The organism is Novosphingobium sp. PASSN1 (assembly GCF_002278815.1).
Map to the genome: position 1 here is coordinate 78073 of NZ_NKIS01000007.1, position 19183 is coordinate 97255.

Below are 19183 nucleotides of genomic sequence, written 5' to 3' on the forward strand. Positions count from 1 at the left end.
ATTGCACATCGGTTGCAAACGCTTGCCGGAGAACGGGATGACACTTGATCCATACATGCAGGGCTTCATTGACCACATGCGTGCGGCAGGCATGCCACCCGATTTCGCAGCGATTGGTCCGCTGGCAGCCAAAGCTGCCGCTGCCGAGTCTGGCAAGGCCATGGGTGAGGGACCCGCAATGGCCCGCGAGCAGGATCTTATGGTCGATGGAGCCGATGGTCCGCTGAAGGCACGGCTTTACGTCCCTGACGCGCAGAGCACGGGATTGCTGGTGTATTATCACGGTGGCGGCTGGGTCCTTGGGAATCTCGATGGATACAACGCCGTTCTACGCCGCTTCGCCAAGGCGAGTGGCTGTGCAGTGCTTTCAATCGAATACCGCTTGGCACCGGAGTTCCCGTTCCCGGTTCCCGTCGATGATTGCTATGCCGCGCTGAGCTGGGCGGCTGCCCACCGCCAGGATCTGGGACTAGCGGCAGATGCACCAATCGCTGTCGGCGGAGACAGTGCCGGCGGTAATCTTGCGGCGGTGGTCAGCCTGCTCGCGCGGGACCGGGGCGGTCCCAGGATCGCGCTGCAGCTGCTGATCTATCCGGTGACGGATTGCGATCTCGATTCGTCTTCCTACCAAGAGTTCAAGGATCAGATACCGCTCTCAGCCGGTGCCATGCGCTGGTTCTGGGATCAGTATGTCCCCAACCATGAAATGCGGACTGACCCGCGGGTATCACCGATGCGCGCCGCCGATCTTGGCGGTTTGCCGCCTGTGCTGCTGGCCATCGCTGGCTACGATCCCCTTTACAGCGAAGGCGTCGCTTATGGTGCCCGGCTGAAAAGCAGCGGTGTGGTCGTGCGCGACCTGACTTGGGAAGGGCTGACCCACGGTTTCTTCCAGTTTGCGGAAATTCTGCCGCCCTCAGCAGAAGCCTGCGACACGCTTGCAGCGGAATTTCGCACCATGCTTTCTGGCGAGGCGGGCGAGAAAAGTCCGCAGTGTCTGGCGGCTTACCTGGAGCCGCCAGACACAGAAGCGCTGGGGTAAGGTCCAAGCGTTCCAACCAGTAATGACACGAGTAGAAAGCCGCCTGAAAGCAGCGCTGCGAAGTTCCCGTAGCTGCCGGTCAGATCCCTCAGAAATCCTGCGAAAAGCGGACCAAAGCCGGCCGCGCCTCCTACCAGCCCAGTCAGGATGCCGAAGAGCAAGCCGTAGCGGGTAAGGGGGAAGTAGCGGCCTGCTACATAGGCCATAATATCCAGTTCCGCACCGAGCGAGGTACCGATGGCCATGGCGACAAACGCCATTCCCAAGGGACCAGGGTGGCCAAGCCAGAGGGTCACGCAGGCGGTCGCCGGGAACAGAAAGATAAGCGCGCCGATGATCGTAACCCGGAAACGGTCGAGCAGGTAGCCTGTCGTAAGGCGACCTGCGACGCCCGCGATGCCAATCAACCCGGCAAGACCTGCCGCCTCGTTTCGCGCAATGCCGTGATCAGTGCAGATCGAGACGAAATGGACCGTCAGACCGATGACCCCGAGGGTGACGATCAGGCTCATCACCGCCATCCGCCAGAACACAGTGCCTGTCAGAAGTGACAAGACTGATGGATCGGTGTCTTTGGCCTGGACCGCTGGGCTGACCGCAGCAACAGGAGTCAGAAGTGTGCGGTACCGCAGCAGGATCAACGACGCGAGGCTGCCGGTTACCATCGCAATCAACGCTACCCCAACATAGGCAAAGCGCCAGCCGTAGACTTCGATCAACCGTTCCGTCAGCCAGGGTACACTGAACGCGGCGATCGATGAACCACTATAGCCGACTGCCAACGCCAAGCCGCGCGTCCGAGAGAACAAGCGCACGACCGCTACAAGCCAGACCGGAACGGAGATTGCCACGGCCGAAACGGCAATCACGGTCCAACCCGCCCACCATCCTGCCAGGCCGGGTCCCGACAGGGCCAGGCTTGCGAAACCTAGCGCCTGACCAATCGATCCACCCAGCGCAATGCGGCCGGGCGGGACCCGATCCAGCAGTCTGCCGACGATGATGTTGCCGAACGTCGCCACTGCCCCAACCAGCATCATGCCGGCAGTGACTGTCGTCCGGTTCCAGCCATAGGCTATCCGCAAGGGGTCGATGAACAATCCGGTCGAGTAGACATAGAGGACAGCGGTGAAGATGCCCAGAGTTCCGGCAATGACCACTGGCCAATCTTGGTGCCAGTTGTCGAGGTGTTGCCGCAAGGGCTGCTCAGTCAAATTGTTCCTCCACAATCCAGCGGCACATCCTGCGCAGGGGTTCGATGGCGTCCTGGATGCCATGATTGGGCATGGCGAGTGCATGCCCCAGACTTACGAGGCGCTGGGCCCCCTGGATCGCGAGCTTGTCGCGCAGCTGATGTTTCAGGCTCTCGGGGTAAATGCCGATGGTCTGGGTATAGCTGGTAACCGCACCGACCGGCACATCCGGGTCGTCGAACGGGACGAGGTTTACCACCCGATTTGCGAGCATTGGGGCAAAGTCGACCGGCTCGTCCAGCCTTGAAACGATAACGGCACCACCCGAACCGCCGCCCAAAACCGTATACCACTCGTCGCCAGTCAATCGCAGCGCCTCGAGCTCATCAGCAAGGTCGGCGTTGAGGCGGACAGCAGGCCCGCTGAGCTGTGGGGGCAACGCCTGGATCGCCGTGTAAACGAGCTCCCCGAGGCGGACAAGGCGATCGATCCCGTCGGGACCCGTTCCGCTTTGCACCCATACGACACGAGCGTTGACACAAGCTTCCTGATTCATGCCCCCTGCGTCGACCGCCAGCGCTTCTGCGATACGCTGCATAGTTGCCTCATCGGCGAAGGCTTCTTCGCCGATGATCGTAGAGCTGAGTTTGGGATCAAGTGTCACCAGTTCGATTCCGGGCTGCACATAGCGCGCGATATGTTTGATCGAGGCCATTCCGCCCCATGCCACGATCTTTTCGATGTGACGGGGCTGATAGAGTAGCTCCTCGACACCGGTATCTCCGCCTTTCCAGTAGGCCACACTGAGGTGGCGGGTCAGCGGATGGTCGGGCGCAATTTCGATCATCGTGCGGGCAACACAGGCCGCTGTGAGCGGATCGTTGCTGGGGGTCTTGATGATCGCATCCCCGCGTGTGAGTGCGTTGCGCGCGACGGTCAGAACCGAGGTGCCCGGCGCATTTCCGGCAACGACGTGAACTGCTCGCGCGCCAAACGCGCGGACCCTCGCGACAAGGCCGCCCTCGAGCTTCTGTTCAACCCAGCCTTCGAGGTGGCCAATCCCGATGGTACGGTCTGCTACTTCGCGCATCGACCGCCGATCGAGCGCCGCCCCCATTGTCTCGTACATATGGCGCAGGATGTCAGGCCCTAGGCCCGATGTGAGGCATGAAAGCCGATAAGCTTCCTCGACCCAGGGGTTGTACAGGTTGAGCCGTTTGCCCAGTTCCTCCAGAAAATCGAGAATCTCCTCAAACGACAGTTTGTAGAGATCGCCCAGTACGGCCGGCGAAGACAAGGCTAGCGCCCCCATGTGCTGCGCGACATCAGGGGCGGTGAAGGTGATGCCGCCCGCGCGCCCGCCATGCACCTGATCAGCTTCGCCGACGATCTTGCCGCGAATGATCAGCGGCACGTGGAAGTCCTGCCTTGTCACAGCCGGTCAATCCATCTCGGCGAGAAAAGCGAGCGCCTTGTCATGGGCTTCGGGCGCACCAGCACAGGTGATCTTGTCGTCGCCACCCTCGATCTCGCTGTAGCGCCGGATGCGATCAGCGATGAACGGTCCGTCCCTGCCGCAGTCGCAGGTACCAAAAGTCATCGTCACTTCATCGCCGCTCAGGATGCCGCCCCAGCGTTCCCGGAAGGCGAGATCGATCACTCCGAAACGCCCAGTATGGGTGCCATGGCGCGGTGCCGGTTCACCCGTCTCCGGATCGAGGAGGAAGACCAGCATCCACGGCATCGCGTGATAGTGGCCGGCCGCGCACTTGGGCATGAGCGACGTCATCTCGCTCATGCCATAGCCTTCATTGATATGATCGACGCCCAGAAAAGCCTGGATGTCTTCGCGGTAGCCCTCGGGCAAGGTCTTGCCCTTGGTGCCGCCGGCAGAAAGAATGAGGCTGTCAGGCGCAAAGATGCCGTTGGCACCGCGCTCGCGCCCGATCTCCATCATCTCATGGTACATGAGCCAGTTGCCCGCCATGATCACGCGCTTGCCATGCAGGCGCTCGAACAGCGTGTCGAAGAAACGCGCGCGGCGTTCGGGTGCCGATTTCTGCGCCTCGCGAAACTCGTCAAGCCTGGCCAGCAGGGCGGGGGAGATTTGTGCCCGTCCCAGATCGCCTTTGTTGCCGGCAGCCGCCAGCCGGCCGCCCAATGACAGGACATCAGCGCTCAGGCGGCCAGGGTCGAGCGTGACGATCATGCTCTCATCGCCTTTGTAAAGTTCCTCCAGGGTCGCCTCAAGACCAGAACCATAGCCGTTGAACATGATGCGATGGCCGATCACGACAGTCGGCATGAGATTCATCCCGGTCGGCTCGTTCTCGCCGTCGCGGGCATGAACGAGACGGGTCGAGCGCAGCTGCACGCCCCGGTCCACCGGGCCGCGCGGAAGGAACGAGAGTTTGCCGCTGGTTCCCGTCGAATGGATGATTCGCACGCCTGCGTCGCGCAGGAGTGCGTCGAGCCATTCATCGATGCTCGTGATGCCCTCGGTCCGCACTGGCGAAAGATCGGCCGTGGTCAGGTTCTGCAACCACTGCGTCATGCGGTCGAAGCGGTTGCGCTCGATAAACGAGACAGGATAGGATTTGTAGACCGAGTGCTTGAACAGCAGTCGGGCTGCATCGTTCAGCGTCTCGATGCTGTCCACGCCTTGTTCGGCGGCGAGATTCCTGAGGACCGGCAACCGATCGCGCAAGGCGCTGAAACGGGCTCGCACCGCGGAGAGCTGGAGCGCCGCGACGTCAGCCGCCCTCAAGCTCATGCAGGTGGTCCGGTTCAACCAAAGAAGATGTTCGGGATTGTCCGCAGCTTCGGCGAGATCGACCTGCCGGGCGAGGCCTGCTTCTGTCATCATGACTCTCCTGTCATCCAGCATTTTTTTGTGGTGCGGTTTGCCGGTCTATTGTCAAACCTAAAGCGGTCGGTCCGCTTCTCCCTCACCTGATCAGACGATGAGCGGCCGGTTGCTGGGGCGCATGGTCGCTTGGCAAGGAGCCTGCGACGGTCGTTCGCCTCTTTACGGGGAATGGTCTGTGCGCAGGCGGCAAAGCCAGTGGAGAGGCGCGATGGCGGCGGTGGATACCCATTTCGAGGTTGAACGCCTTCCGGGTCTGTTCGGCGCAAAGGTCAGCGGTGTGTCGATCGCTGGCGGCCTCAGCCGCGAGACCTTGCGCGGTCTCATCGATCTGACCGTGCGGAACCACTTCATCGTTCTGCCCGGCCAAACCCTTTCGAACGACGACTACGTGGCGTTCGCCCGGCGATGGGGCGATCCGGTGATTCTGATTGCGCGTTCCAACCGTCTCGAGAGCCATCCCGAGATGATCAGCCAGGGCAACAGCGCGTCCACCCCTCCTTTCCTGCGAAATGTGGCCAGCAACTGGCATTGCGACAGCTCTTATGAAGCGACAGTCGCCAGCTTCACGATGCTCTATGGTATCGAGAGCCCGGGAGAGGGCGGTGAGACCTTGTTTGCCGATCTCGGTGCCGCATTTGATGCCTTGCCCGAAGCGGACAAGGCTCGTTACGAAGCGATGACCGTCAAGCATGCGACCAGCGCGGCCACCCCGCTTCCGGACGAGCGCATCGTGACACGCGAGACCCTTCCTGAAGAGATGCGGCGCAATGTGGTGCAGCTTGATCCCGTCCGCCACCCTCTCGTTCAGTGCCATCCTCTGACCGGGCGCAAGGCATTCTACGGGCTCGGCGGGTCTTGCTACGCGATCGAGGGGCTTCCCGAAGCCGAAGGCGCACAGCTGTTGCTCGATCTCAGGCGCTATGTCACGCAGGAGCGTTTCCGCACTTCCTGCAAGCTCATGCCCGGTGAAGTCATGATCTGGGACAACTTCAGCGTGATCCACCGCGCGACACCCATCGAGTTCTCCGATGAGCCCGGACGTCGCCGCCTCAACTATCGCATCAGTCTCAAAGGTGTCCCGGCCGAGTACTGAGTTTTACCCGGCACGCAGGTCCCCGCACCCGTGGGGCAGAGCGAGGACATGCCATCGGCGGCGCCGAATACGAGATCGCTCTGCCTACCCGGTGATGATGTAGCCGCCGTCTACGGGTATGGTAACGCCCGTCACGTAGCGTGCCTCCTGCGAGCACAGGAACGCGATTACGTCCCCGCAGTCGGATGCGACACCCAGTCGTCCAAGCGGGGTGCGCGAGGTAAGGTAGGCAACATGCTCCTCATTCTCGAACACGGGACTGGCCAGGGCAGTTCGGATCCAGCCGGGCGAGATGGCGTTGACGCGTATGCCGTCTGCCCCCCACGCCGCCGCGAGCGACTTTGTCAGCTGCACGATTGCCCCCTTGCTTGCGGAATAGCCGGGTACGACTGCACTGCCGAAGGTCGCGTAGATCGACGCAATGTTGACAATGGCGCCGTGGGACCGAGCCAGCAATGGGCGCGATGCAACGCAAGTGCGCATGGTGCCGCTAACATTCACGTCGAGAGTCCGATTAAAGTCTGCAATCTCGAATTCAGAAGGCGAAGACATCCCTGCCGCATTGATCAGCGCATCGAGCGCTGGCAGACTGGAAATCAGCGCCTCTACTGCTTCGGTATCCCTGACGTCGAGGATCACTGGGCGAATGTGGTCATGCTTGGGCGTCAAGGCGATTTCGGCCTCCGACAGACCGGTCACGATCACATCCCAGCCGTTCTCCGCCAGTTTGGCGGCGCTTGCAAAGCCGATCCCGATCGGATGCGCGCCGCCCGTGACGAGGGCCATTTTGCGTTGGGTCATCTTTATGCTCCTGCCCACCTTGCATGGCGGCTCAGGTTCGTTTGAATGCCCTTTGTGGCCACTTCTTCATTCGTCCTTTCGGACGTGGCAACCGCGCAGGCTGGCAGGCTATCTCCGCCTCATTCTTAGCAGGTGAAGCATCAATGAAAGCCGTCGTATTCAAGGAAATCGGGCAGCCCTTGGCCGTTGAGGAGGTGCTTGACCTTCGCCCTGGCGCCGGGGAGGTCATCCTCAAGGTACATCGCTGCGGCATCTGCGGCTCAGACCTGCATATGACCGAGCCTGGCGGAATCACGGCCGCGTGCAATTCGGTTCTTGGGCATGAGATATCCGGCGAGGTAATCGAGCTTGGCAGCGGAGCGAATGGCCTGAAGATCGGTGACCGCGTCGCGGCTCTGCCGCTCAAGGGCTGCGGCCAGTGCGACGCCTGCAAGGCCGGCGAACCTTCCTGGTGTGCGCAGGGTCTCAACTTTCTCGGTGGCGGCTATGCGCAGTTCGCCCGCGCCGGCGCGGCTGAGTGCCTTGTGCTTTCGCAGGAGCTCAGCTTTTCTGATGGAGCCCTGGTTGAGCCGTTGGCGGTGGCGCTCCACGGTATCCGCATGGCCGGCGATCTGCGCGGCAAGACGGTAACCGTCATCGGCTGTGGCCCGATCGGTCTGGCCGCTGTGTTCTGGTCCAGCCGGCTCGGCGCGGCTAAGGTACAGGTGATCGAAGGCAATTCCGTGCGGGCAGACATGGCGCGCACAATGGGCGCAGGCTCGCTTTACCTGCCCTCGGGCCAGCGCGCCGAGGGCGAAGCCGGGCCGGAACTGGCCGACATCGTCGTGGAATGCGTTGGCAAGCCCGGGCTGCTTCAGGCCTCACTCGGCGACGTGCGCAATCGCGGCACGGTCATTTCGCTTGGCTTCTGCATGGCCCCCGAGCAGTTCGTTGCGGCCGCTGCGGGTTCGCGCGAGGTAACCATCAAGTTTCCGGTGCTCTACACGTTGACCGATTACCGCGATGTCCTTGCTGTGCTCGATCGCGGCGATGTCGAGCCGCGCACCATGATCACCAAGACCGTTGGTCTGTCGAGCATGCCGACGGCATTCGAAGCGCTGCGCAAGCCGAGCACGGACTGCAAGGTGATGTTCGACCCATGGTTGGCATGATCATTTCCATCCCACACTTCATGCAGGTCGCCCGATGAACAGCGAATTTGTTAGTCCCGAACAAGACTTGGCGCATGCCTTCAAGCAGGCAATGCGCCGACTGGCCGCGAGTGTGACGATCATTACGACCACCAATTCTGATGGCGAACCCGTCGGAATGACGGCGACGGCGGTGACGTCTCTCTCGGCAGAACCTCCTTCGCTGCTGGCCTGCGTCAACCGCAGCGCAAGCATCCATTCGTCGTTTTCTGTGGGACGGCGTTTCTGCGTCAATCTGCTCGGACAGAACCATTCGGATCTTTCTTTCGCGTTTGGCGGCAAGGTCGGTCCCTCTGAGCGGTTCGGGCACGGTGACTGGGTTCATGCCGAAGTGCCCTATCTGGCTGATGCCCAGGTCAACTTCGCATGCATGGTCGATGGCATGTTCGACTACGGGACCCACAGCATCATTGTGGGCCGCCTTGATGGAATCAGGCTGGCCGGAGAGTTCGGTCCGCTGGTCTATGGAGATGGCCGTTTCATCACCACATCGATCGCAGCCTGACTGGTGCGTGTCGGCGCTTTCCCGTCCGTTAGGGTGATGTGCCGGTTCATGCCCTGTGCGAGGCCTCGGCCTCAATCGGGATGCAGCGTGCCTGCTACCCGTTTCCGTTCCAGCATTGAGGAATGCATTCGATGAAGATTGACGTCCACGGGCACGCCCTCTTTGCGGAAGCTGTCGGCAAGGCCGGCAAGTGGGGCCCCGAATACAAGCAGGACGCCGACGGGCGGTGGAAGCTGGTGGTCGGGCCCTATGAGGTGAAGTTACCGCCGCAACCCGACGGTGTACCGTTCGATCCTATGGAGGACATGCGCAAGAACTGGGATCCGGCTGGCATCGTCACCAAGCTTGATGCAGCGAAGGTGGATATGGCGGCGATCACGATTTCGCCCCTGTTCTATTTCTACTGGGCCGAGCCTGAAATTGCCATTCCCTTCGCACAGTTGCAGAACGACCTGATGGCGCGGGACAGCAAGCGGTATGCTGATCGGCTGTTCTTCCTGGCCACGCTGCCGCTTCAGGACCCCGCCGCATCTGTCGCCGAGATCAAGCGCGCAGCGGCCATGGGCGCAAAGGGCGTCAATCTCGGGACCGACGATTTCGGCGGCAAGAACTTTGACGACGAGGCCTATTGGCCCGTCTACGAGGCGCTGCAGGAGCATGACCTGCCGATTTTCATCCATCCCTATCCCTCGCCGATGGCGTCGGGCAAGGAAGACCGGTACAACCTCTCGTGGGTGCTCGGTTACTGCTACTCTGAATCGGTTGCCTTTGCCCACTTCACGCTTGGCGGCGTGCTCGATGCCTTCCCACGCCTCAAGATCTACATCACGCATGGGGGAGGGATGACACCCTATCAGCTCGGGCGGCTGGAGCAGGCGCGGACGACCGGGCAGCCGGGGGTGAAGGCACAGCGCCCGATCTATGATTACATGCAGAATTTCTATTTCGATATTCTTGTCCATGACCTCAAAGCGCGCAAGTTCCTCTATGACCTGTGGGGCGCGGACAATCTCGTCGTGGGCTCCAACCGCGGCGGTTGGGATTGGGCAGACGGGTTCAAGCTGCTCGACGAGCTGCAGCTGCCGAGCGCCGAGCACGAAAAGATCCAGTGGCGCAACGCTGCTACGCTGTTCAATCTCGATTTAACAACGATCCCTGCCTGACACGGCTCTGGGTCCCGGCATGGCGTGTAGCCATGCCGGGACGCTCGCGTATCAGTTTCCGAGCAGAATGTCCGCTTCCGGGCCGACCATTTCTGCAGCACCCTCGTGCTGGACAAGCACTTCCAGATACATGTTGTCGAGCCGGTTACGGCCATCGACGAAGATCACTTCTACCGTGTGATCCGGCGTCCAGGCACGGTGGGCGATCGAACAGCCTTCGGCGGCCAGCCACTTTTCCGAAGCCGCCCACTTTTCTGCTGACGTTATGGTGGTCATGATATGCTGGATTCCAGGGCCGCTGCGGTTCAGCTTTTCCTCGAACATCGAGGCTCCGCCGAGCGGTTCGACGATCTCGACCCCGAGTGCGCCCTTGCGCCCAGACCACGTCTTGAACCGGTTGGTATCCGGCTCGCCGTTATATGTGCCCTCGACTACGCTTTCGCCGGGGATGCTTTCAAAACCGTACCAGCGATCCACGCCCAACAGATCTTCGTAGGCTGAGCGCATGAGGTCTCGTGACTGGCGGGCTACGACCGTGTAGTGATAGAGTTTATCGATAGGGAGGCGGTTTGGCGCGTGGGTCACTTCCGGGCCAAACTCGACAATCTCGTCCGGATCGCGGCCGGCCGGCTTGTCGCCCCGAAGCGTAATCAGTTCCAGGGGCGTCCCCAGCTCCTTGTCGCTGTCCACGTACCAATAGCTGATCGTGTCGCTGATATCGGCGCTCTGCGAAAAACCTAGACCGCGCTTCTCCAGTTCTGGCAAAAGCCGGTCGAAGTCCGCCTGGCTCATGACCGTGGGGCTGACATGGTGCAGCCCGGTGCCGTGCTCTTCGAGGTATTCCGCATAGAGTGTCCCGTCGCCGGCAAGCGGTTGGCACAGTTCGAACGAGATCGGCCCGCCGGTACCCAGTACCGAAAGGAAGTTCTGCTTGACGGCTTTGCCGTGTACCCGCGGGTTGCCGAAGTATTCATTCTTCAGCTTGCGGATTTCCCAGCGCGGAATTCCGAAAATCCTCGAATAGGCTTCCATGCTCTTTTTGTAGTCATCGGTCACCACGCCAAGGTGATACATGCCGGTAACCGGGATAATGCCACTCATTCTGAACCTCCAGCAAACCGGGTTTGCAACTGCGTGATCGGCTGATTCTGCGCAAAAGGTCCGCAATCTCGGCCGACAATCCGTACCGCCTTCGGCTAAGACAAAGCGCCTGCGTTGTCCTAGTCCGATTGGGTGAGCCTGCGCTGCCAAAAAGCCTGCTCCAGCTATGGCTGCGGTGCTCGTCCAAACGGACAAGATGCAATGCGCCAACACCGGCTATTGTGCACGCGAACAGGAGCACGAACATCAATCCGCCGACGAGATTCGCGCTCACAAAGGGCCAGGAATTTGCTGAAGGCTGGCCGCTTTTGCTGAGCGCGGGGATGGGTGTCGGCCTCTCTGCGATCCACGGCTACACCGCCGGGATCTTCATCGGACCAATCGGACGGGACTTCGGCTGGGGGGCGGAAAAAGTTCTTCTCGGTCAGGCGCTTATTTCGGTTCTTGTGGGGTTTGGAGCGCCGATTGCCGGTCGTTTGCTAGACCGCATCGGGGCGAGACCCCTCGCACTTTCAGGAACCGTCATAATTGCTGCAGGCACTGCCGCCATCGGGTTTGTCGGTCCTTCGCCCGCGGCATACCTTGGCTGCTTTGCGGCTGTGGCAATCGGCATCATGCTCGCATCGGCCATCACCTGGCAGCGGCCGGTCGCTGAACAGTTTCAAGCGGGACGCGGGCTTGCGCTCTCGCTGGTGCTGTGTGGCTCGAACGTTGCCGGTGCGCTTGCACCGCTGATCGCGACGTTCTCCATCGAGCGCTGGGGCTGGCAGGCTGCCTATGCCATTCTTGGGGGTTACATGCTGGTCTCGGCCTTGCCGCTTGGGTGGCTGTTCTTCCGGCAGGCGCCGGCAGAGGAACTCGATCAGCACCCATCGAACGTCGCCGAGCCAGAAATGGCCTCCGAACAGCTACCGGACAATCTGCTTGAGACACGGGAGTTCTGGCTGTTCTGCGCATCCTTCGCATTGGCGGGGATGGGAATAACCGGCTACCTTACTTTTCTGGTCCCGATGCTTACTGCGCTTGGCTTTTCGTTGCTGCTGGCAGCAAGTGCAGTCAGTACACTGAGCCTTGCCGCGATCGCCGGGCGGATTGTCGCAGGCCTTTTCCTTGACCACGTCTTCGCGCCGTGGCTCGCCGCACTTGCCTTGGCCTTGCCTGTCATCGGCAGTTTAGCCGTGTTAACGCTCCCTGCGGGCTATGCTGTCGCCTTGTTTGCCGCCATCCTCGTGGGCTTCTCGACCGGCGCCGAGTTCAACATGATCTCCTACCTCACCGTGCGCTATTTCGGCTTGCAGCGATATGGCTCGGTTGGCGGCATCTTCTACGGCGTCTTCACGCTTGGATGTCTGGGCGGGCAACAGATACCGCCGCTGATCTTGATGCGCGGCAGCTACAGCGATGTCATCGCGCTGCTTGGCGGTTGTTTTGCCGTCGCGTCAGGGCTAATGCTGTTCGCAAGGTCCTATCCCGCAGCGCGCTGACCGCCGATCGGCTTCATGCGCGTGGTGATCTGTTCGTGATTCTTGCGATCGGACGGATCGGCCAGAAGGAAGCATTCGCGCAGATAGCGGCGGGTGAAAAGACGCACGAACGCCTCGTCATCTGCCGGATCTTCTGCACAAATCCGCGTTTCGAGCAGGTGGTCCGCTTCGACCCAGTCAGCCGGTCTTACGCCGAGCAGCGCCGCGCAATCCTCAAGGTAGTCCGTATCGAACTGCGGCTGGTACAGCGCCGCCTTTGCCAGATAACCGACCACTCTTGCTGACTTCTCCGCCTGATAGCGTGAGAACTCATCGTCGCTTCCGCTTGCTGCCAGACGCTGTGCGAGTACTTGGGCCGGAATGGCCTGCCGGCTGGGAGAAGGCAGGGGCACCTCGAAAGTCTCGCGATCCCAGCCCTGCATCTCGCTGATGCAATCGAGCGCGATCAGAACGCAGAAGGCGTTCCACACCATGTACTCGTGATAATCGATCCCTTGCGGGCCTGTCGCCAGTTCGCGCGCTACCTGAAGTGGCGTCAGGATGGCGATGACGGCGGTGTGGAAGCGGATCCGGTGATAGTCGGGCGCAACACCGCTCGCTGCGGCATAAGCGTGGAGCAGGTCGTCGATCTCGCCGATATACTCGGCGCGGTTGCGAATCCGCAGTGCGGCAAGGTCTGTGTGGTAATCACCCAATCCGGCGAACTCGAAATCGAGCATGGCCGTCAACTGGTCGCCCTCGAAGATGAACTGGGCAGCGTCCACGGTGATCGGCCGAACCCCGTCGGGATTGGCGGGAATGCTGCGGTTGATCCAGCGGCGCACGAACTCCACTGCCGGCGTGGGCGCGACCCTGTTTTCGGTGAACAGGCGTTCGATCAGCCTGAAGTAGCTGAGCGCTGCCTCGTCATCATCGGGTGGTCGGACAGCGCCGATCCGTGCCATGCCCTCCGGATCGGCGCGGTGGATCAGGAGCATCTGTTCGATCAGCTGCTGGCGAACCGCTTCTCGATCAGCCTCGCTTGCCGCGCGCGAGAGGTCCGGCGCGCCTGCCGCCCGGTCCATCACGATAGCGGGCAGTTTTGGAATAAAGCCATGCACATGCGGCACGCGCACGCCGCACCGCTCGAAAAGACGAAACACCTCGCATTCGTAGCTGAGCGGCATCGGAGGCCAATCGCCCTGGCGTGCACCCCGCACGTGCAGCGCTATATCCCGCCCGTCGCAATGGGCATCGACATTCCAGGAAGGACGCCAGCGGCCCTCCCGCGCAATATGCCGGACCGCACCTATGGCCTGTTCCACCCAGGCTACAATTTGCTGCTCCTCGGCCGGAAGCTTGGACGTTTCGACCATTTTCACCGATCCTCCTCTCCGGCGCGGCGGGAAGCCGCTAGCTTTGAAATGCGGCGATTCCACCAGGGCCGAAATCGGCCTCGACAAGATCGCCTGGCTGGTACGGTATCACCCCCGCCTGGCTGCCGGTGGTAATCACGTCACCGCGCTTCAACACATAGCCGCGGTCCGTCACATGGCGGGAAAACCATACCAGCAAGCCGACAGGATCGGTTTCTGGCGGCGGCGGGGTGCGGTTTGCTACAACATGACCGTTGATCCGCACCTCGAGCGGCAAGGTAGCGTAGTCGAACACGCCCTCGGCCATTGCCGGACCAACCACCAGCCCGCCATTCGCGCCCAGATCGGTGATCATGCCCAGAGCGTTCATCAAGCGTCCGTCAATGAAACGGAAGTTGATGACTTCGATGGCCGCATGCCAGGTCGCAATGGCCGCCGCCGCTTCGTCTTCAGAAATAGGCCGATCAATGTCCGAGCCAAGCTTGAATGCTATTTCAGGTTCGAACACGGTGCAGGAAAACGTGCGGACATCGAGCTGTGCCGGCGATGCCATGATCCACTGCTGCAGAACCGGCCCGGCGAAGGGCTCGCTCAGGCCAAGCGAGTTCTGCGCAGCGAGCATCGTCGCGCCCAGCTTCCACGCCCTCGGCTCGCGCCCGTCGAGATCGATCGTGCGATCCTGCACCGCGTAAGCCGCGGCCTTTGTCGGAGGCAATGCCTCAGCCGTGCGATGAGGCAGCAAGATACCCGCCTGCCGAGCCTGATGCAGCTCCTGCGCCAGACTTTCCCATTGGGGGGGCAGTGTCGTCGCGGTCATTCAGATGGTTCCCTTCGTGATTCGTCGATGCCTGTGCGCGGGGTGCTTCAAGGTTCGATTGGTTGCCGCCGGGCGTAGACGCCACGTCCGTGCGGACGGTATGCACTGGGCGCAGCCAACCCCAGACTATGCCGATCACACGGCCAGGACGGCTCCTTCATGGTTCGCCCGAGGTGCCGCAGGCAACGCAGCGCTCGCTGGTAGACTTGGCAGGATCGGGCATGACCTGATTGCGCAGCGGCGCTCCCGACAGCAGCGCCCTCAGGTTTGCCCGCACCAGTTCACCCGCAAGCTCTGCCGTGCGGCTGGTGGAGCCTCCCCTATGCGGGCTGAGCATACAGTTTGGCACGTCTTGCCACAGGTCTGGCGGACAGGGTTCGCGCTCGAACACGTCGAGTGCAGCGCCGCCGAGCGCACCTGTCATCAGCGCGGCCCGCAGCGCCTGCTCATCGACCATGTATCCGCGCGCCACATTGACGAACAGGCCATCAGGACCGATCGCGGCGATCTCGTCAGCACCGATCATCCCGCGTGTATCGGCCCCGCCGCGCGCGCAGAGCACCAGGATGTCAGCCCAAACGGCCAGATACCTCAGGCTTGGCTTGCGCGGCCAGGGGGCATCCTTTGCTCTCGGGCCGAACCACGCGACCGCCTCGCACAAGGGGGCAAGGCTCGCCGCGACCCGCCCGCCGATGGCGCCCAAGCCGACAATACCGACCTTGTCAGCGGCAATTGATCGCCGCGGCTGCGGCCTTGATGTCTGCCATGCGCCGGACCTGACGAAGGCATCGCCTGCAAACAGGCCTGTGCGCGCCGCTAGTGCCAGGCCGACCGCGTGAGCCGCAACATCAGGTGCGTTGATTCCTGCCCCGGACGTCACCCCGATCCCGCGGGCGCTGGCGGCCGCGAGGTCCACGCCATCGACCCCGGCCGAGGGCGAGGCAATCAGGCGCAGGCGCGGATAGCGGTCCATCAACGCGGCGCTGATCCGGTCGGTTCCGACACCGACTATCGCGATCACGGCCTCGTCCTGGCCTTGCGTTTCACAGCCAGGAAATCTGAGGTCGAATGCCTCGGCAAGGGGCGCAACCATTTCGGTGAGAAGCGTGTTCATCACCGCAATCGCTGGCCGCTGATGCTCAGGCATGACCGCTCGTTCCGTTCTTCCACCTGTCCCCCAAGGCGAGCACATCCAGCCGGGGCATTCGCTCGACCGAAACCTACCATGAGCCTTTTCGCGGCCAGTCGTTGGTTCGGACTATGTCACCTGCCTGGGAACACCTTATCGCGGCGCGAGACGCACGGCCGATGGAGATCATGGCCCGTGTTTTGAAAAGGAATGCGCAGACGTGATTATCTCAGGAACGGCCGCAATCGTAACGGGTGGTGCATCCGGCCTTGGGTTCGCAACCGCGCGGATGCTTGCGGAGCAGGGGGCACGGGTGGCCATCTTCGACATGAATGAAGACGCCGGTGCCAGCGCTGCGGCGACAGTCGGCGGCATCTTCTGCAAAGTCAACGTCGCGGACGAAGCCGAAGTAGCCGCAGCTCTTGACAGCGCCGAGGCCGCGCACGGCACGGCCTCGATCCTGGTCAATTGCGCCGGGATCGCACCCGCGGCAAAGACCGTTGGGCGCGAGAACAAGCCCCACTCGCTCGACCTTTTCCGCCGTACGGTCGAGGTCAATCTGATCGGAACCTTCAACGTGATCTCGCAGTTTGCTGCGAGGCTTGCTGCCCTCGATACCGCGAGTGAAGAGCGCGGGGTCATCGTCAACACCGCGAGCGTTGCCGCATTCGATGGTCAGATCGGCCAGGCGGCATATGCCTCGTCGAAGGGCGGGGTGGTCGCCATGACCCTAGCGGTGGCGCGCGACCTCGCCCAGTTGCGGATCCGCGTCATGACGATCGCCCCCGGCGTGTTCCTGACCCCCATGGTCGAGAGCTTTCCGCCGCAGGTGCAAGCCGCTCTCGGTGCACAAGTGCCCCACCCCAGCCGCCTCGGTCATCCGACCGAGTACGCAAAGCTAGCCACCTGCATCATCGAGAACCCCATGCTCAACGGCGAGGTGATCCGGCTAGATGGCGCGATCCGGATGGCGCCGAAGTGATCTGGACGGGTGACCGGGCATGCTGACCCTTCATGACATTCACGAGATCACCCAGCTCAAGTATCGCTACTTCCATGCGGTCGATGATCACGATTGGGAGGCTTTCGGCAGCCTCTTTGCGGACGACGCACGGTTCGACGTCAGCCGCGCGGTCGATAAGGACCTGACCGATCCCGCCTGGCATGATGGCGCGGTTTTTTCCGGCAGGGATAACATAGTTGCCTTCGTTGTACGCACGATGAGCCCGCTACGCAGCATCCACCACGGGTATTCCCCGCTGATCCGTGAAGCCGGCCCAGGCCGCGCCAAAGTGCGCTGGTCGATGGAAGATATCCTGCTGCGTGAGGAGGACGGCGTGCAGCGGCCGGTACTTCACGGTTATGGAACCTATATCGAGGACTGCATCAAGTCGGGCGAGGAATGGCTTTATGAGCGGGTAGAGCTGCGACGCACGCTGGTCCTGCCGCTTGCATAGGGCTGACCAGCAGCTTCGTCCGAAAGGAGGATGAGACGGACTGCAGGGTACTGCAAGCCTGTTGCTGCGGTATCCGACACTTTCTCGCCGGACCGAACTTGTCTGCAGGAAGTATCTATGTCCGGTTCAATGGTATCGTCAGCTTCCCCAGCGCTCCCGGATCCAAGCCCGGGTCTAGAAGCGACAATTGCCGATGGCGCGGCGCTGCCCGTGCTTGATCTTGGGCCATATCTCGCGGGAGAATCCGGTGCAGCGGATCAGCTTGCGGCCGATATTCGTGCGATCCAGATCGGACTTGGCTTCTACGCTGTCATCAATCACGGGATCCCCACCGATTGCATCGCAGGTGCGGAGGCTGCCACGCGGCAGCTGTTCCGCCAGCCTCGCGCTGAACTAGATCGCTATCGCGGCGGCTATCACCTTCAGGGATATTGGCCGCCAGCCAGCACTGGCAATCCCGATGGTGAATTCGCCGACGAGGCCGAGAAGGTCGGTTCACTCGCAGGCTGGGCATTCCTGCGAGACAGGGCAGAGGAGGCAGAGGAAGTGCGCGCCGGGCTCCGCCACCGCATCCCCAATCGCTGGCCCGCTCCTTCACTGGCGCCCGGGTTTCGAGAGGCTCTTACGACGTATCAGCGCGCCATGGTCGAACTCGGCATGAAGCTGGTGCCGGTCTACGCGCTGGCGCTTGGGTTGGACCGCGACGTGTTTGCGCCCTGGTTCCGGATGCCCGAATGGTATCAGCGCTGTAACTACTACCGGGGCGGGGCCGCGGAGCCCGGTTCGATCGCAACTGTAGCGCACATCGACCACAGCTTTCTGACCTTGCTTCCCATGTCGACGGTGCCGGGTCTGGAGGTTCGGACCCATGGCAATCGCTGGATGCCTGTCAGCTTCGTCGAAGGGGCCATCATTGTGAACACGGGCGAATGGCTCAATCTGCTTTCAAACGGCCTCTTCCGCGCAACCCCGCACCGAGTGACCGAACCTGCCAGTGAACGCATTACCTTGCCACTGTTTCTCGATCCGGATGATGCCATGCCGGATAATGTGCTCACTATCGTCGCGGATGCCGGCGGGGATGCAGCGGCAAGGCCGGGCACGCCGCGGACCTTCCATCAGCACTTTGTCCGTTATCTGTCGTCGCACTACACACCTGAACCTGCGGGAACGTCTTCATGAGGAGTTTTGACGGCCGGGTAGCTTTTGTGACCGGCGCCTCGCGCGGGATTGGCCGAGCGATTGCAGAAGCGCTGGGCGCACGCGGTGCCGCTGTCGTGGTGAACCATCCCGGTGGGATGGAATCCGAAGAGGCGGCAGCGGCTGTATCCGCCATCACAGCAGCGGGCGGGCGCGCCTTGGCAGTCGAGGCAGATCTGACGCAGCTTGCAGCAATTGAACCTCTGTTCGATGCCTGCGAAAAGGCCTTTGGAAACCCCGATTTCGTCATCAGCAATGTCGGCGGTATCGTTCGATCCTGCCGCATCGCCGATTTCGATGAAGCTTTGTTCGATCAGGTCATGACGCTCAACGTCAAGTCCGCGTTCTTCGTGCTGCAGCAGGCTGCGCGGCGTGTCCGCGATGGAGGACGGATCATCGCGCTATCATCAAGTACCACCAGCCAACCTTATCCAGGGACTGCGGTCTATGGCGGTGGGAAGGCGGCCGTAGAACTGTTCTGCCGTGTGCTGGCGCACGAAGTCGGTGAGCGGGGTATCACGGTGAACAGCGTGGCACCCGGCTTGACCACTTCGCATGGCATGCTGGTTGCCCCGCCGCCGGATGCGCGGATCGCACAAGTTATCGGGTCGACCCCGCTCAAGCGGCTCGGCACCCCAGACGACGTGGCGCAGGCCGTGCTGATGCTCCTTGGAGACGATGCCGGGTGGATCACTGGTCAGTGCATCCATGCCGGTGGAGGATTCCACTAAAGCAGAAGTCCCGAGGTTCACCGCGCCACCACGATCGCGGGCGAACCTCAAGA

18 protein-coding genes are annotated in these 19183 nt (G+C 61.9%); 10 read left to right on the forward strand and 8 right to left on the reverse strand.

Going from position 1 to position 19183, the window contains the following annotated elements:
- Nucleotides 1-22: 22 nt before the first annotated feature.
- Entirely contained in the window at nt 23-1042 is a 1020-nt protein-coding gene (locus CFE35_RS12970; protein WP_292931036.1) for an alpha/beta hydrolase, read from the forward strand.
- On the opposite strand, the gene CFE35_RS12975 is transcribed toward CFE35_RS12970, so the two are convergent.
- The 3 genes from CFE35_RS12975 to CFE35_RS12985 are packed head-to-tail and all read right to left on the reverse strand — an operon-like array spanning nt 1006 to nt 5098.
- A complete protein-coding gene (locus CFE35_RS12975; protein ID WP_292931037.1) occupies nt 1006-2256 on the reverse strand; it encodes an MFS transporter in 1251 nt (416 codons plus the stop codon). The genes CFE35_RS12970 and CFE35_RS12975 overlap by 37 nt on opposite strands.
- Nucleotides 2249-3649, reverse strand: coding sequence for an acyl-CoA reductase (locus tag CFE35_RS12980; RefSeq protein ID WP_292931038.1), 1401 nt, complete (start codon nt 3647-3649; stop codon nt 2249-2251). Before CFE35_RS12980 ends, CFE35_RS12975 begins: the two co-directional genes overlap by 8 nt.
- A gap of 27 nt (nt 3650-3676) precedes the next feature.
- Nucleotides 3677-5098, reverse strand: a complete 1422-nt coding sequence (locus CFE35_RS12985) for a hypothetical protein (RefSeq protein ID WP_292931039.1) — start codon at nt 5096-5098, stop codon at nt 3677-3679.
- 214 nt (nt 5099-5312) lie between these two features.
- On the opposite strand from CFE35_RS12985, the gene CFE35_RS12990 reads away from it, so the two are divergent.
- The gene (locus CFE35_RS12990) at nt 5313-6197 is read left to right on the forward strand and encodes a TauD/TfdA family dioxygenase (protein ID WP_292931040.1); all 885 of its coding nucleotides are present in this window, start codon (nt 5313-5315) and stop codon (nt 6195-6197) included.
- An 84-nt stretch (nt 6198-6281) separates the two neighbouring features.
- On the opposite strand, the gene CFE35_RS12995 is transcribed toward CFE35_RS12990, so the two are convergent.
- Entirely contained in the window at nt 6282-6998 is a 717-nt protein-coding gene (locus CFE35_RS12995) for an SDR family oxidoreductase (RefSeq protein ID WP_292931041.1), read from the reverse strand.
- A gap of 23 nt (nt 6999-7021) precedes the next feature.
- Between CFE35_RS12995 and CFE35_RS13000 the strand changes: the two genes are divergently transcribed.
- The 3 genes from CFE35_RS13000 (at nt 7022) to CFE35_RS13010 (ending at nt 9856) form a co-directional block, all read left to right on the forward strand.
- Complete coding sequence (locus CFE35_RS13000) at nt 7022-8149, forward strand: alcohol dehydrogenase catalytic domain-containing protein (protein WP_292931042.1); 1128 nt, start codon at nt 7022-7024, stop codon at nt 8147-8149.
- A 34-nt stretch (nt 8150-8183) separates the two neighbouring features.
- Nucleotides 8184-8693: a flavin reductase family protein gene (locus tag CFE35_RS13005; protein ID WP_292931043.1), complete on the forward strand. Its 510-nt coding sequence runs from the start codon at nt 8184-8186 to the stop codon at nt 8691-8693.
- 131 nt (nt 8694-8824) lie between these two features.
- Nucleotides 8825-9856 (forward strand): amidohydrolase family protein, encoded by a 1032-nt coding sequence (locus CFE35_RS13010; RefSeq protein ID WP_292931044.1) that lies wholly within the window; start codon nt 8825-8827, stop codon nt 9854-9856.
- 51 nt (nt 9857-9907) lie between these two features.
- Here CFE35_RS13010 and CFE35_RS13015 read toward each other — a convergent pair whose 3' ends face one another.
- On the reverse strand, nt 9908-10957 hold the full coding sequence (locus CFE35_RS13015; RefSeq protein WP_292931045.1) for a VOC family protein: 1050 nt from the start codon (nt 10955-10957) through the stop codon (nt 9908-9910).
- A 323-nt stretch (nt 10958-11280) separates the two neighbouring features.
- On the opposite strand from CFE35_RS13015, the gene CFE35_RS13020 reads away from it, so the two are divergent.
- On the forward strand, nt 11281-12441 hold the full coding sequence (locus tag CFE35_RS13020; protein WP_292931046.1) for an MFS transporter: 1161 nt from the start codon (nt 11281-11283) through the stop codon (nt 12439-12441).
- Here the strand turns inward: CFE35_RS13020 and CFE35_RS13025 are convergent.
- From CFE35_RS13025 to CFE35_RS13035, 3 genes are all read right to left on the reverse strand, one after another.
- Nucleotides 12423-13796: a phosphotransferase gene (locus CFE35_RS13025; RefSeq protein ID WP_292931047.1), complete on the reverse strand. Its 1374-nt coding sequence runs from the start codon at nt 13794-13796 to the stop codon at nt 12423-12425. The genes CFE35_RS13020 and CFE35_RS13025 overlap by 19 nt on opposite strands.
- A gap of 37 nt (nt 13797-13833) precedes the next feature.
- Nucleotides 13834-14613, reverse strand: a complete 780-nt coding sequence (locus CFE35_RS13030; protein ID WP_292931048.1) for a fumarylacetoacetate hydrolase family protein — start codon at nt 14611-14613, stop codon at nt 13834-13836.
- Between the two features lie 157 nt (nt 14614-14770).
- Nucleotides 14771-15760 carry an NAD(P)-dependent oxidoreductase gene (locus CFE35_RS13035; RefSeq protein ID WP_292931049.1) on the reverse strand — a complete coding sequence of 330 codons (990 nt, stop codon included), beginning with the start codon at nt 15758-15760 and terminating at the stop codon, nt 14771-14773.
- Nucleotides 15761-15962: 202 nt separating this feature from the next.
- On the opposite strand from CFE35_RS13035, the gene CFE35_RS13040 reads away from it, so the two are divergent.
- From CFE35_RS13040 to CFE35_RS13055, 4 genes are read left to right on the forward strand one after another with little or no spacing between them, the layout of a single operon-like run.
- On the forward strand, nt 15963-16724 hold the full coding sequence (locus CFE35_RS13040) for an SDR family NAD(P)-dependent oxidoreductase (protein WP_292931050.1): 762 nt from the start codon (nt 15963-15965) through the stop codon (nt 16722-16724).
- A 19-nt stretch (nt 16725-16743) separates the two neighbouring features.
- On the forward strand, nt 16744-17199 hold the full coding sequence (locus tag CFE35_RS13045) for a nuclear transport factor 2 family protein (protein ID WP_292931051.1): 456 nt from the start codon (nt 16744-16746) through the stop codon (nt 17197-17199).
- Between the two features lie 30 nt (nt 17200-17229).
- A complete protein-coding gene (locus tag CFE35_RS13050; RefSeq protein WP_292931052.1) occupies nt 17230-18381 on the forward strand; it encodes a 2OG-Fe(II) oxygenase family protein in 1152 nt (383 codons plus the stop codon).
- Entirely contained in the window at nt 18378-19130 is a 753-nt protein-coding gene (locus CFE35_RS13055) for an SDR family oxidoreductase (protein WP_292931053.1), read from the forward strand. Before CFE35_RS13050 ends, CFE35_RS13055 begins: the two co-directional genes overlap by 4 nt.
- The last annotated feature ends 53 nt before the right edge of the window (nt 19131-19183 follow it).

Bases quoted from the DNA above. Each gene is read 5' to 3' on its own strand.
- CFE35_RS13020 (WP_292931046.1), top strand. From the start codon at position 11,281: ATGGGTGTCGGCCTCTCTGCGATCCACGGCTACACCGCCGGGATCTTC.
- CFE35_RS12990 (WP_292931040.1), top strand. From the start codon at position 5,313: ATGGCGGCGGTGGATACCCATTTCGAGGTTGAACGCCTTCCGGGTCTG.
- CFE35_RS13050 (WP_292931052.1), top strand. From the start codon at position 17,230: ATGAGACGGACTGCAGGGTACTGCAAGCCTGTTGCTGCGGTATCCGAC.
- CFE35_RS13010 (WP_292931044.1), top strand. From the start codon at position 8,825: ATGAAGATTGACGTCCACGGGCACGCCCTCTTTGCGGAAGCTGTCGGC.
- CFE35_RS13005 (WP_292931043.1), top strand. From the start codon at position 8,184: ATGAACAGCGAATTTGTTAGTCCCGAACAAGACTTGGCGCATGCCTTC.
- CFE35_RS13055 (WP_292931053.1), top strand. From the start codon at position 18,378: ATGAGGAGTTTTGACGGCCGGGTAGCTTTTGTGACCGGCGCCTCGCGC.
- CFE35_RS13015 (WP_292931045.1), bottom strand. From the start codon at position 10,957: ATGAGTGGCATTATCCCGGTTACCGGCATGTATCACCTTGGCGTGGTG.
- CFE35_RS12985 (WP_292931039.1), bottom strand. From the start codon at position 5,098: ATGACAGAAGCAGGCCTCGCCCGGCAGGTCGATCTCGCCGAAGCTGCG.
- CFE35_RS12995 (WP_292931041.1), bottom strand. From the start codon at position 6,998: ATGACCCAACGCAAAATGGCCCTCGTCACGGGCGGCGCGCATCCGATC.
- CFE35_RS13025 (WP_292931047.1), bottom strand. From the start codon at position 13,796: ATGGTCGAAACGTCCAAGCTTCCGGCCGAGGAGCAGCAAATTGTAGCC.
- CFE35_RS13035 (WP_292931049.1), bottom strand. From the start codon at position 15,760: ATGCCTGAGCATCAGCGGCCAGCGATTGCGGTGATGAACACGCTTCTC.
- CFE35_RS13000 (WP_292931042.1), top strand. From the start codon at position 7,022: ATGGCGGCTCAGGTTCGTTTGAATGCCCTTTGTGGCCACTTCTTCATT.
- CFE35_RS13030 (WP_292931048.1), bottom strand. From the start codon at position 14,613: ATGACCGCGACGACACTGCCCCCCCAATGGGAAAGTCTGGCGCAGGAG.
- CFE35_RS13045 (WP_292931051.1), top strand. From the start codon at position 16,744: ATGCTGACCCTTCATGACATTCACGAGATCACCCAGCTCAAGTATCGC.